This is a genomic window from Candidatus Pelagibacter communis, from assembly GCF_001180185.1.
Classification (GTDB): domain Bacteria; phylum Pseudomonadota; class Alphaproteobacteria; order Pelagibacterales; family Pelagibacteraceae; genus Pelagibacter; species Pelagibacter ubique_F.
Genome location: NZ_CVSS01000043.1, coordinates 44253 through 56295 on the forward strand (window position 1 = coordinate 44253; position 12043 = coordinate 56295).

The 12043-nt window shown below is 29.0% G+C and carries 14 protein-coding genes and 1 tRNA gene; 8 read left to right on the forward strand and 7 right to left on the reverse strand.

Annotation, left to right across the window (positions count from 1 at the left end):
* From AMN95_RS03005 to ychF, 3 genes are read left to right on the forward strand one after another with little or no spacing between them, the layout of a single operon-like run.
* Complete coding sequence (locus tag AMN95_RS03005) at window positions 1–729, forward strand: 50S ribosomal protein L25/general stress protein Ctc (RefSeq protein WP_075522599.1); 729 nt, start codon at window positions 1–3, stop codon at window positions 727–729.
* Window positions 730–764: 35 nt separating this feature from the next.
* A complete protein-coding gene (gene pth, locus AMN95_RS03010; RefSeq protein ID WP_075522505.1) occupies window positions 765–1325 on the forward strand; it encodes an aminoacyl-tRNA hydrolase in 561 nt (186 codons plus the stop codon).
* Window positions 1325–2398, forward strand: a complete 1074-nt coding sequence (ychF, locus tag AMN95_RS03015) for a redox-regulated ATPase YchF (protein WP_075522506.1) — start codon at window positions 1325–1327, stop codon at window positions 2396–2398. The genes pth and ychF overlap by 1 nt, the downstream gene beginning before the upstream one ends.
* On the opposite strand, the gene AMN95_RS03020 is transcribed toward ychF, so the two are convergent.
* The 3 genes from AMN95_RS03020 to petA are packed head-to-tail and all read right to left on the reverse strand — an operon-like array spanning window position 2375 to window position 4930.
* Window positions 2375–3151 (reverse strand): cytochrome c1, encoded by a 777-nt coding sequence (locus AMN95_RS03020; protein ID WP_075522507.1) that lies wholly within the window; start codon window positions 3149–3151, stop codon window positions 2375–2377. The genes ychF and AMN95_RS03020 overlap by 24 nt on opposite strands.
* Before the next feature lies 1 nt (window position 3152).
* Window positions 3153–4415: a cytochrome b gene (locus AMN95_RS03025; protein WP_075522508.1), complete on the reverse strand. Its 1263-nt coding sequence runs from the start codon at window positions 4413–4415 to the stop codon at window positions 3153–3155.
* Between the two features lie 5 nt (window positions 4416–4420).
* Entirely contained in the window at window positions 4421–4930 is a 510-nt protein-coding gene (gene petA, locus AMN95_RS03030; RefSeq protein WP_075522509.1) for a ubiquinol-cytochrome c reductase iron-sulfur subunit, read from the reverse strand.
* Window positions 4931–4997: 67 nt separating this feature from the next.
* Here petA and AMN95_RS03035 point away from each other — a divergent pair, with 67 nt between their 5' ends.
* From AMN95_RS03035 to greA, 3 genes are read left to right on the forward strand one after another with little or no spacing between them, the layout of a single operon-like run.
* Window positions 4998–5471 (forward strand): tRNA (cytidine(34)-2'-O)-methyltransferase, encoded by a 474-nt coding sequence (locus tag AMN95_RS03035; protein ID WP_075522510.1) that lies wholly within the window; start codon window positions 4998–5000, stop codon window positions 5469–5471.
* Window positions 5462–6289 carry an oxygen-dependent coproporphyrinogen oxidase gene (gene hemF / locus AMN95_RS03040; protein WP_075522600.1) on the forward strand — a complete coding sequence of 276 codons (828 nt, stop codon included), beginning with the start codon at window positions 5462–5464 and terminating at the stop codon, window positions 6287–6289. The genes AMN95_RS03035 and hemF overlap by 10 nt, the downstream gene beginning before the upstream one ends.
* A 1-nt stretch (window position 6290) precedes the next feature.
* Entirely contained in the window at window positions 6291–6767 is a 477-nt protein-coding gene (gene greA, locus AMN95_RS03045) for a transcription elongation factor GreA (protein WP_075522511.1), read from the forward strand.
* Here greA and AMN95_RS03050 read toward each other — a convergent pair.
* The 4 genes from AMN95_RS03050 to AMN95_RS03065 form a co-directional block, all read right to left on the reverse strand.
* On the reverse strand, window positions 6764–8038 hold the full coding sequence (locus AMN95_RS03050; protein WP_075522512.1) for a tRNA nucleotidyltransferase/poly(A) polymerase family protein: 1275 nt from the start codon (window positions 8036–8038) through the stop codon (window positions 6764–6766). The two genes, greA and AMN95_RS03050, sit on opposite strands and share 4 nt — an antisense overlap.
* A 3-nt stretch (window positions 8039–8041) precedes the next feature.
* A tRNA-Gln gene (locus tag AMN95_RS03055) sits at window positions 8042–8115 on the reverse strand.
* A gap of 34 nt (window positions 8116–8149) precedes the next feature.
* Window positions 8150–8992, reverse strand: a complete 843-nt coding sequence (locus AMN95_RS03060; protein WP_075522513.1) for a GHMP family kinase ATP-binding protein — start codon at window positions 8990–8992, stop codon at window positions 8150–8152.
* Complete coding sequence (locus tag AMN95_RS03065) at window positions 8992–10674, reverse strand: tetratricopeptide repeat protein (protein ID WP_075522514.1); 1683 nt, start codon at window positions 10672–10674, stop codon at window positions 8992–8994. Before AMN95_RS03065 ends, AMN95_RS03060 begins: the two co-directional genes overlap by 1 nt.
* Before the next feature lie 33 nt (window positions 10675–10707).
* Here AMN95_RS03065 and AMN95_RS03070 point away from each other — a divergent pair, with 33 nt between their 5' ends.
* Window positions 10708–11403 carry a uracil-DNA glycosylase gene (locus AMN95_RS03070; protein WP_075522515.1) on the forward strand — a complete coding sequence of 232 codons (696 nt, stop codon included), beginning with the start codon at window positions 10708–10710 and terminating at the stop codon, window positions 11401–11403.
* Entirely contained in the window at window positions 11390–11971 is a 582-nt protein-coding gene (locus tag AMN95_RS03075) for a ribonuclease HII (protein ID WP_075522516.1), read from the forward strand. Before AMN95_RS03070 ends, AMN95_RS03075 begins: the two co-directional genes overlap by 14 nt.
* The last annotated feature ends 72 nt before the right edge of the window (window positions 11972–12043 follow it).

A 12043-nucleotide genomic window follows, 5' to 3' on the forward strand; every position in this document is an offset into this window, starting at 1 on the left:
ATGATTTCATTAGACGCAATTATAAGAGACAACAAAACTAAGGGTCAGCTTAGTGCTATAAGAAGTAGCGGAAATGTTCCAGCTATTATTTATGGTGGTAAAGAAGAAAATGAAAAAATTTCCATATCAAAAAAAGTATTAAAAACCGCTATTGAAAAAGAAAATTTTTTATCAAACATAATCACACTTTCAGTAAATGGCAAAAGCCAAAATGTACTTCCAAGAGAAGTAATATATGATGTTTTGACTGATGAGCCAATTCATGTAGATTTTTTAAGAATTGTCCCTGGAGTAAAGATAAGAATAGAAGTCCCTGTAGAATTTGTAAATCACGAAAAATCACCTGGTCTAAAAAGAGGTGGCGTGCTTAACATTGTAAGAAGAAAAGTTGAACTAAAATGCCCAAGTGAAAAAATACCTGAAAAATTAACATTAGATTTAGACGGAATAGACATTGGCGAGAGTTTTAAAATTTCATCCGTTAAATTAGATAACGAAGTAGTTCCAACTATTCAAGGTAGGGATTTTGTAATTGCAACATTAGCGGCTCCAACAGTCATGAAAGAACCTGAAAAACCAGCAGAAGCTGAAGGCGCTGAAGGAGAAGAGGGCGCTACTGAAGGAACGGAAGCTACAGCGGCGGTAGACGGAGATAAACCAGCGGCTGAAGGAGCTAAAGGTGATAAAAAAGAAGGTGAAGATAAAAAACCTGCAGAAGAAAAAAAGTAATCAATTAAATTGAAATTAAAATTCCAATAAAATTTATGCTGTTATTTGTAGGTCTTGGCAACCCCACACCAGATAGTGAAAATAATCGACATAATGTTGGTTTTAAAATTATAGATGCAATTAATAAAAAATTTAGTTTATCAAAGCAAAAACCAAAATTTAAAGGCTTACTTACTACAGGCAATATTGAAGGTGAAAAAATTTATGCAATTAAACCTTTAACTTTCATGAACAATTCAGGGGTCTGTATCAGAGAATTATTAGAATATTTCAAATTTGATGCTGAAGATGTAGTCGTATTTCATGACGATCTTGATATTGAGTTTGGAAAAATTAAAGCAAAGTTTGGAGGATCTAGCGCAGGTCATAACGGAATTGCATCTATTGATAAATTTATTGGTAAAGAATATTCACGAGTAAGAGTTGGAATTGGAAAGCCGAAAAATCAAATTTCAACAGCAGATTATGTTTTACAAAACTTTGATGAAGATGAGCAAATTAATATAAATAAGATTACAGAAAATATCACAGACTCCATTGGGGATTTAATCAAGAAAAAATTAGATTTATTTTCTAGCACTGTTAATAATAAGTAATGAATTTAAGATGTGGAATAGTTGGTTTACCAAATGTAGGTAAATCAACTTTGTTTAATGCATTAACAAATTCAGATAAAGCTCAAGCTGCTAATTTCCCATTTTGTACGATTGATCCCAATATTGGAATAGTATCAGTGCCTGATGAAAGGCTAAACAATCTTGCAAAAGTATCTAATTCTAAAAAAATTATTAATGCAACAATTTCATTTGTAGATATTGCAGGATTGGTTAAAGGAGCTTCTAAAGGTGAAGGTTTAGGAAATAAGTTCCTATCACATATCAGAGAAGTAGATGCTATAATACATTTAATAAGATGTTTTGACTCTAAAGATATTCAAAATGTAAACCCAACAGTTGATCCAATAAGAGATTTAGAAATTATCGAAACTGAAATGAAGTTGGCAGATTTAGACTCCATACAAAAAAGGCTAGAAAAAAATAATAAGAAAAATATTGAGGATAAACAGTTAAAGATTTTGAAAATTGTTCAAAATTCAATTGATAATGAAGGTGATTTGTCTTTGCTTAAAAAGCAATTTGATAAAAAGCTAATTAATCAAAGTGGTTTGTTATCCATCAAACCAAAAATTTTTGTTTGTAATGTAGATGAAAAAAGTATTCAAAATGGAAATGAATATACTAAGAAATTTATGACAAAATACGGGAAAGAAAATACATTAATTGTTTCTGCTGATATTGAAAATCAAATTAACCAATTAGAAAATGATGAAAAAAAAAATTATATGGAAATGATTGGACTAAAAAATGTTGGATTAGATTTATTGATTCAAAAAGGTTACAAAATATTAGAATTAGAAACTTTTTTCACCTCTGGGCCTGAAGAAACGAGAGGTTGGACTATTGAAAAAAATTCGACAGCTCCAAAGGCTGCAGGTGAAATTCATAGTGATTTTGAAAAAGGTTTTATTAGAGCTGAAACAGTTTCGTATGAAGATTTTATCTCTAACAATGGTTGGGTAAATTCAAAAACTAATGGTAAAATGAGACTTGAAGGTAAAGATTATATAGTGAATGACGGTGATGTTTTAAACTTCCGTTTCAATACGTGACCATATTTTTTTCATACTAAAATAAACTAGAGTTGTTAAAATAATCAAATACACTATGGCTTTAAAACCCATTTGATGACGAGCCTCTAAATGAGGTTCAGCTGCCCACATTAGAAAAGTTGTTACATCTTTAGACATTTGTTGAATAGAAGCCTCAGTTCCGTCCGAATATTCTACTATTCCATCAGTTAACGGACTAGACATTTTAATCTGATTTCCATACATGTACTTATTATAATAAACACCATCATCTAAGTTTACTCCTATTGGAGGATCTTCATAACCAAGTAAAAGTGAATATATATAATCTGCACCTCCACTTCTTGCTTTAATCAAAACCGACATATCGGGTGGGTATGCCCCACCATTGGCAGCTTTAGCAGCCTCAACATTTTCGTATGGCATAATAAATTTATCAGATAATTTTCCAGGTCTAAAAAACATATCACCATCCGCGTTAGGACCATCTTTTACCTCAAAAGAAGCAGCAATAGCTTTAGCTTCTTCCTCTGAAAACTCTGGGCCACCTTTTTCTGCTAAATTTCTATAACTTAAATATTTCATTGAATGACAAGAGGAGCAAACTTCAGTGTAAACTTGATATCCTCTTTGTAATGCGCTTCTATCAAATTTTCCAAATAAACCTTTAAAACTCCAATCAGTTTCTAAATATTCAATTTTTTCTGCCGAGCTAAGATTATTAGTGTTAAGAGTAAATATGAAAACTAATAAAATCCTTAATAAATTTTTCACTTTAAGCTTTAAAACTTTCTTTATTTTTAGCAGCTGCCAGATTAGGTGTTCCTCCCAGAACAGGCTCAGTAATACTCAGGGGTATTGGCAAGGTTTTTTCTTTAAACCCAAGTACTGGCAAGATCACTAAAAAATGTAGAAAATAATATGCCGTAGCAACTCTGGCAATTAATAGATATAAGCCCTCTGCTGGCATTGCTCCCATATATCCAAGAACAAGTACATCAGCAACTAATATCCAATAAAACTGTTTATAAAGTGGTCTAAAAACTGCTGATCTAATTTTAGAAGTATCCAGCCAAGGTAAAGCTGCCAAGATAAATATTGCAGATAACATTGCAATAACTCCCAATAATTTATCAGGAACAGATCTTAAGATTGCATAAAATGGTAACAAATACCACTCGGGAACTATATGAGCTGGTGTAACTAAAGGGTTAGCCTCTATATAGTTATCAGCATGACCTAAAATATTTGGTGTATAAAAAACAAAAAAAGCAAAAACAATCATGAACATTAATAATGCAAAACCATCTTTAATCACAATATATGGATGAAAAGGTACTGTATCTTTTGAAGGTTTTTTAACATCAATTCCTATAGGATTGTTATTTCCAGGGACATGTAATGCCCAGATATGTAACACAACAAGACCTAAAATTAAAAAAGGAATCAAATAATGCAAAGTAAAAAATCTTGTTAAAGTAGGATTATCTACTGAGTATCCGCCCCATAACCAAGTCACAATCCCTTCTCCAACTAAAGGTATTGCGCTAAACAAATTTGTTATAACCGTTGCTCCCCAAAAACTCATCTGACCCCAAGGCAACACATATCCCATGAAGGCTGCAGCCATCATTAACAAATAAATTACTATTCCTATAATCCAAATAATTTCTCTTGGAGCTTTATAAGAACCATAGAACAAAGATCTAAAAATATGAATATATACAGCTAAGAAAAACATAGAGGCACCATTTGCATGAATATATCTTATTAACCAACCGTAATTTACATCTCTCATAATATGCTCTACACTATCAAAGGCCATATCTGCATGAGCAATGTAGTGCATTGCCAAAGTCAAACCCGTAATAATTTGAGTAATTAGACAGAAAGTGAGAATTCCACCAAACGTCCACCAATAATTCAAATTTTTTGGTGTTGGATAATCTGTTAAATGGTTAGCTAATGTTAGAAGAGGCAATCTATCATTAAACCACTTACCGGCTTTCGACTTAGGTGTATATTCGTGATCACTCATTTTAATTAACCAATTTTAATAGTGTTAGCATTTACAAATTCATACTTTGGAATTTCCATATTTGTTGGAGCCGGTCCTTTTCTAATTCTTCCTGAGATATCATAGTGTGAACCATGACAAGGACAAAACCAGCCATTGTAATCGCCTTTATCATTTAAAGGCACGCAACCTAAGTGAGTACATACTCCTATCATTACAAGCCATTCAGGATTTTTTACTCTTTCTTCATCTGACTCTGGGTCAATCAGCTCTTTAACATTAACAGCTCTTGCCTCAGCTATTTCATCAGGAGTTCTTCTTCTTATGAACACTGGTTTACCTCTCCACATAATAGTTATTGTGTTACCAGGTTTAACCGAACTCAAATCAACCTCTGTGCTTGCTAATGCTTTTACTGAGGCATCTGGATTCATTTGATCAATTAATGGCCAAGCTACTACCCCTGCTCCAACTACACCAATTGCGTAGGTTGCTGTGAATAAAAATTCTCTTCTTTTAGGTTTTTTCTCTGACATTTAATAATTTTAACTATTTAATATATGATTTCATATAATATAAAATACTAAATTTACTACTGATAGAATGACACATAATTCATCAAATCAAGGCCCTAAAATTGCATTATTTGAACCAGATATACCTCAAAACACAGCTGCAATAATTAGAACATGTTCATGTCTAGGCGCAAAACTAGAAATTATTGAACCATGTGGATTTTTGTTATCTGACAAGAGGTTCAAAAGAATTGTAATGGATTATATGGATGAAAAAGATATCAATTTTTTTAAAAGCGCTGATATTTTTTTCAAATCTAAAAGAAATCAAAGAATTATATTGATGACAACAAAAGCTTCTATATCTTACACAAAATTTAAATTTAAGAAAGATGATACAATTTTATTTGGAAGAGAAAGTGCAGGTGTACCAAAAAAGATACACGAATTAGTAAAAAACAGATTAAAAATTCCTATGAAAGTCAATAAACGCTCATTAAACTTAGCCTCATCTGTAGCAATTATTTTAGCAGAATGTTTAAAACAAACAGTATGGACCTAGAATTAAAAAAAGATTTAGTTGGTAATTGGTTTAAGATGTTACAAAATGCCTTTTGTCAGGACATAAGTAATTTAGAAAAAAATAAAATCAAATTTAAATCAACATTTTGGAGAAGAAATTCTCGCAAAAATGAAGGTGGAGGAGAATATAGAATATTAGAAAATGGAAAAATTTTTGAAAAGGTTGGTGTAAATTTCTCAAAAGTTTACGGAAAATTTCCCAAAAAATTTCAAAAAAATATTTTAGGGGCAAGTAAAGATCCTGCATTTTGGGCATCAGGGATATCTGTGGTAATGCACATGAAAAATCCATTGATACCTGCAATGCACTTTAATACTAGATTCATATCTACCACACAACATTGGTTTGGAGGTGGAATGGATGTGACTCCTTCTCAAAAAGATGATTATGAAAAAAAAGATTTTCACAGAATTCTTAAAAAAATGTGCGATAAACACAATAGAGAATATTATAGAAAATATAAAAAATGGTGCGATGAATATTTCTATTTACCTCATCGAAAAGAAGCTAGGGGTATTGGGGGTATTTTTTTTGACTATAAAAAAAATAATTTTGAAAAAGATTTCGAATTTGTAAGAGATGTAGGGATTACTTTTCAGATTATATTTAATAAAATAATCCGAAGAAAGATCAATAAGAAATGGACAAACAAAGATAAAGAACTTCAGTATATCAAAAGAGGAAGATACACAGAGTTCAATTTACTTTATGACAGAGGGACTAAATTTGGATTACAAACTGGTGGAAATGTTGAAGGTATTCTAATGTCTCTTCCACCTTTAGCTAAATGGAAATAAAATGAATAAAGAACCAATAACTGTAAATGGATTAGAAAAATTAAAAGAAGAATTAATTTATTTAAAGGAAAAAAAAAGACCTGAAATAGTAGCGGCAATAGCTGAAGCCAGATCACATGGAGATCTAAAAGAAAATGCAGAATATCATGCTGCCAAAGAAGAGCAGTCGCACAACGAAGGGAGAATAACTGAAATAAATGATATTATTGCCAGAGCAAATGTAATTGATATAACGAAATTAAGTAATGATGGGAAAGTAATTTTTGGTTCAACTGTTTATCTTGAAAATTTAGACTCAGGTGAAAAAATTAATTATAAAATTGTGGGAAAAGATGAGGCAGATTTAAAACAAAAACTTATATATTACCAGTCACCCATTGGAAAAGGTCTTATTGGAAAAAATAAAAAAGATCTTGTTGAGATTAAAACTCCAGCAGGCACAAAAAATTTTGAAATTATTGACGTTAAATATATTTAACGATTTATTAAGTCAGTAATTTGTTTTTCTGTTAATTGAAAATTGTTATCTATCCACTCTTCTTCTATCATTTTCAATTTTTTTCCCAATTTTTTTCCCTCTGGAATATCGTACTTTTCCTTTAAGGTTATTGCCTGAATAGGTATTTTTGGCAAAACTTTTGTTCGAAATTTTTCTATTAAATCTAAATATTTTTTTTCAGCTTTTTTTGAAGTAAATATTCTGTAATTTAATATATCTAAAACACTTTGTTTTCCATGGTAATACAAAATTTTATTCAATTCTCGCTCTGAAAAAGACTGGCTGGTAATTTTATTTCTATAAAAATTATCTATAACACCAAGTCTTTTCTGGTCTTTCTTAGAAATATTATACTTATAAAGAAAATACTCTACATTATCAGTTCCATCGACAATTAAAACTGATAATAGAAAAATAAAATCTCCCTCTTTAATTTTTTCTTTTACAAAATTGTTTGGATTTACAAAAAATCGAATATTTTTGATTTGTGGAAAAATGATTTCAAAAAGCCTAGAAGAAAATTTATCTTTTGCAAGACTTATTAAAACATCAAACTTAAGAAATTTTTGAAGTTCATTTAATAATCTTTCTTTAGATAAGTTTGAAATGCCTCTTATATTTTTTTTAATTAATCTAATAATTTTTGAATCATGTTTATAATTTGAATAAACCAAAAAAAATCTCAGATAACGAAGTATTCTTAAATAATCTTCTTTAATTCTTTTTTCTGGGTCACCTATAAATTTTACTATTCCTCTTTTTAGATCTTCTTTGCCATTGTGTGGATCGAATAAATTTCCCTCTATGTCTGAGTAGATTGCATTAATTGTAAAATCTCTTCTAGAGGCATCTTTTTTCCAATCAGTGCAAAATTTAACTTCTGCATGTCTCCCATAAGTTTTTATATCTTCTCTCAAACTAGTTATTTCAAAATTATGATTATCTATTACTGCAGTAATAGTGCCATGTTCAAAACCTGTCTTATAATAATTTATATTATATTTTTTTAAAGCTTCACAAACTTGTTGTGGGCTTAAATTTGTAGCAAGATCAATATCGTCAATTATTTCTTTTCGAATTGTTTTTCTAACGCAGCCACCAACATATCTTAATTCACTCTCTGGTGAAAAATTGTTTATACATAAAAAAATATTTTTTACTGGAGTATCTTTGGATATGCCTTTAATTCTTTTAACAATATAATCTAAGTTATTTGATGTTTTAAAAAATTTATTTAAAAAATTAATCATATGTGGCTGGGGCGCTAGGATTCGAACCTAGGATGCAGGTACCAAAAACCCGTGCCTTACCGCTTGGCTACGCCCCAATATTATCTTTCGTATAACACAAAAAAAATAAATTTATATAGTTTTTGATATTTTACACCAATAATTTCTAAACTGTTTTTTAACTTTTTTTTGGGCATCTTTGCACATTTTAATTGAATTAAAATAAGCAATTATTACTGAACCAGATCCTGTCATCCTAGCAAATTCAATATTTGGTAATTTCAGTAAAAAACTTTTTAAATTTTTTAATTTTGGGTACTTTTTGAAAGCTACTATTTCTAGATCGTTTTTCATGTACTTTAAGTGCTTAATGTTAAACATATTTTTTGAGATTAAATTAAAACTAATCTTGGAATATCTTTTCACTTCAGAATAAATATTCTTTGTGGAGCAGCCAAAATCTGGTTTTACTAGTAAAAGATTAATCTTTTTGTGAATTTTTGGTGTTTTGATAGAATTGTTAGATTGTAATACTAAATTTTTTGAGTAAATGCCAAGTATTGTATCGGATCCAATTAATCTTAAAATTTTAACCACTTCTTTTTGTTTTAACTTCACAAATTTTTTTTTAATAAAAAAATTTAAAATGTTAGCGGCATTCATTGATCCCCCACCTAGGCCAGCTTTAGTTGGAATATTTTTAATCACAACAATCTGATATTTGTCTTTAAGTAATTTCTTTTTATCAAGAATTTTTAATAAGTTTGAGACTGTATTATTTGATCTAATATTGTTAGAAAACTCTCCTTTAAACTTTATTTTATGTTTATTAGATCTGATTTTTCTTATCATTATTTTATCATGTAGATCTAAAAAGCTCACTAAACTCTCAATTTTATGAAGGGCATTTGTTTTTCCAACAACATTTAAGGCTATATTAATTTTAGCATGAGATTTTATGTTAAAATAACTCATCAAGAGCTTGTGGGTCCGTAAATTAATTTTTCTTTAATTTGTTCTATTAATTTTGGCTCAACGTCCTCCATTTTCAAAACCATTGACCAAAAATACCTTGCTTGAATTTTTCTATTTAATTTCCATAAAATATCTCCATAATGATCATTAACTATCGGATCATCTGGCATCAACTCAACTGCTCTTTTTAAAAATTTTTCTGCTTTAATGAAATCGTCAATTAAATAATATGCCCAACCAATCGAGTCTATTATATAAGGATCATCATTTTCTTGAGTATAAGCCTTTTCAAGCATTTGAATTGCTTCATTAATCTTATAATCTCTCTCAAGCCAAGAGTATGCTAAGTAATTTAAGACATAAGCATCATCAGGATTGATTTCCAAAGAATGCAATAAATCTCTATCTGCACTTGAGTAATCTTTCATTCTTTCGAAAGTCCCCCCTCTTCGATACAATAAATCTGCTTTTAAAGAACTTTTATTTTCTAAAGAATTAATTATCATTGAGTAATATTTTATGGCTTGATCAAACTTTTTTGAATTTTTGTTAAAATTAGCAATATCAAATAAAAATTTGTTATTAGGGTTTTCAATTTCAAGAAATTTTGAAGTTATATAGTTTAAACCTTCATCTCTATTTTTAGTTTTCACAATTATTTGTGCTTCTTTTTTTGATCTATACCAATAATAAAGATCTTGATGTTTATCGAAATTTTTTAAAACTTTTTTAGATTTTTCATAATTTCCGTTTAAATAAGAATTTTCTGCAACTAATGACAAATTAAAAACAAATTTTGGATTCATATAGTTGGATAAACTTAAATAAAAATTTGATATGTCAAATCTATCTTGTGATGAATAAAGATTCGAGATTAAAAATAAAAACTCTCCTATTACATCATTTTGATTACCACAGGAAAATACATTCTTAAATTCCTCATATTTATTGTTCTCTATCCAGCTTTTTCCCTGAGAAAGTAATAAAGTAGTATTTATATAATCTAAGTCATCAACTGTTTCTTTTGCTTCCTCAATTAGTTTGTTTTCTATCAGATAAGTTAAATAAAAATAAGTATATCTAGAGTAATCTGCCTTTACATTATTAATCAATCTCGAAAAAAAAGAGCTGGTTTGATCATCATCCAAATAACATCTTAAAAAAGTTTCAGTAATGAGAGATAAGCTACCAAAATTTTGACCATCTCTAATAATTTTACCACTACTAAATACATTAATATGCTTTTTTAAAGAACTCAAAATTATAAATCTAAATCGATCCTTTTGTAAAAATTCTGGAACATCTAATAAAATTTTATTAGCTTTTTTCAAATTTTTTTTTTTAACACTATCTAAAGCTAATAAAACATATGCTTCGAAAAAATTTGAATTAATTTGATTTTCATTCATTTTAATAAAATTTACAGCTTGATTTACTTTACCTTCTAAGACCAATGACATAGTAAAACGTTCTAGGAAAGAGTCATGCTTATTAATTAAAATCTTTGAACTGTTAAAAAAATTTAGTGCCTCTGAGTTGTTCCGATTTTCAAAAGCGACTATACCAGAAAAATAATTTGACAAATTTCTTGCATCAAATTCACCAAAACTAGTGCTTTTAGAAAATGAAGAGCTCTGATAGAGTAATATTGAAAATAATAGGATTGTTATTTTTTTATACATAAACATAAATGGCAAAAAGTCTTACTTAGGGTTATGACATACAAAAAAGAATTAATAAATTCAATTGAGCCAAATTTCATATTTAGTGAAAAACCGATTAATAGATTTCAATTGAATGAAATAAAGAAAGATGAAGCATCTTCCAATAAAATTCAACAAATTGAAAATCTTATAAAATCAATAAATTCAATTAAAAATTGTAATCTTAAAAATCAAGCTAAAAAACTTATTTTTGGAGAGGGAAATATAAATAGCCCAATTATGATAGTTGGAGAAGCTCCAGTACTAGAGGATGATATAAATGGTAAAGTTTATCAAGGAGAGTCGGGAATTTTGTTAGAAAAAATGCTATTAGCTATAAATTTAACAAAAACAAATATCTACTCTACTTATGCAGTAAATTTTAGGCCACCGGAAGATAGAAAACCAACTTCTGAAGAAATTAAGAGATATTCCGTTTTTTTAAAAGAGCATATATCAATTATTGACCCAAAAGTTATAATTTTATTTGGTAGCACTGCAATGGAATCACTGATTGCGTCCAAACAAAAAATTTCAATTGAGAGAGGTAAATGGAAAGAAATCATTCTTAAAAACAAAACCTATCCTGTAATAATTACTTTTAGCCCATCCTATCTGATTAGATTCCCTGAAAATAAAAGATATTCATGGGAAGATCTGAAAAAAATTAAAAAAAAAATATTAGATCTAAAAATTGAAATTTCGTAAAATTATTGCTGGTGTGGATGAAGTTGGCAGAGGAAGTTTGATAGGACCGGTTTTTGCAGCAGCAGTTATTTTGAATAAATCAATTGATTTAAAAATATTAAAAGATTCTAAAAGTATGGGAAGAGAAAAAAGGAATTTTTTATCTAATTATATAAAAAAAAATTCCACGTGGGCTATTGGCAAAGCATCAAGGCAGGAAATTGATAAAATTAATATTTTGCAAGCTAGTCTTTTGGCAATGATAAGAGCAATCATAAAATTAAAAAAAAAACCATCGGTTGTACTAATTGATGGAAATAAGGTGCCTAAGCTTAAAAAATATAAATTTAAAGCAATTGTTAAAGGAGATAAAAAAATTCCCTCTATTTCTGCAGCCTCTATAATTGCAAAAGTTTCTAGAGACAAATTCATAATTTCATTAGCAAAAAAAAACATTGGTTATCATTGGGACCAAAATTTTGGTTATGGAACAAAACAGCATTTGAGAGCAATAAAGAAAATAGGTGTCAGCAAGCATCACAGAAAAACTTTCTCACCAGTATCCAAATTAATGAAACACAACATATAGTCGTTCATTAAATTGCTAACACTAATTATGTAAATTTAATTCAATCTGAAGTTGACCCAAGAATCCATTTGG

Excerpts from the sequence above, each read along its gene's own strand:
- AMN95_RS03005 (WP_075522599.1), top strand. The coding sequence starts at position 1 with ATGATTTCATTAGACGCAATTATAAGAGACAACAAAACTAAGGGTCAG.
- pth (WP_075522505.1), top strand. The coding sequence starts at position 765 with ATGCTGTTATTTGTAGGTCTTGGCAACCCCACACCAGATAGTGAAAAT.
- ychF (WP_075522506.1), top strand. The coding sequence starts at position 1,325 with ATGAATTTAAGATGTGGAATAGTTGGTTTACCAAATGTAGGTAAATCA.
- AMN95_RS03025 (WP_075522508.1), bottom strand. The coding sequence starts at position 4,415 with ATGAGTGATCACGAATATACACCTAAGTCGAAAGCCGGTAAGTGGTTT.
- petA (WP_075522509.1), bottom strand. The coding sequence starts at position 4,930 with ATGTCAGAGAAAAAACCTAAAAGAAGAGAATTTTTATTCACAGCAACC.
- AMN95_RS03035 (WP_075522510.1), top strand. The coding sequence starts at position 4,998 with ATGACACATAATTCATCAAATCAAGGCCCTAAAATTGCATTATTTGAA.
- hemF (WP_075522600.1), top strand. The coding sequence starts at position 5,462 with ATGGACCTAGAATTAAAAAAAGATTTAGTTGGTAATTGGTTTAAGATG.
- greA (WP_075522511.1), top strand. The coding sequence starts at position 6,291 with ATGAATAAAGAACCAATAACTGTAAATGGATTAGAAAAATTAAAAGAA.
- AMN95_RS03050 (WP_075522512.1), bottom strand. The coding sequence starts at position 8,038 with ATGATTAATTTTTTAAATAAATTTTTTAAAACATCAAATAACTTAGAT.
- AMN95_RS03060 (WP_075522513.1), bottom strand. The coding sequence starts at position 8,992 with ATGAGTTATTTTAACATAAAATCTCATGCTAAAATTAATATAGCCTTA.
- AMN95_RS03065 (WP_075522514.1), bottom strand. The coding sequence starts at position 10,674 with ATGTATAAAAAAATAACAATCCTATTATTTTCAATATTACTCTATCAG.
- AMN95_RS03070 (WP_075522515.1), top strand. The coding sequence starts at position 10,708 with ATGACATACAAAAAAGAATTAATAAATTCAATTGAGCCAAATTTCATA.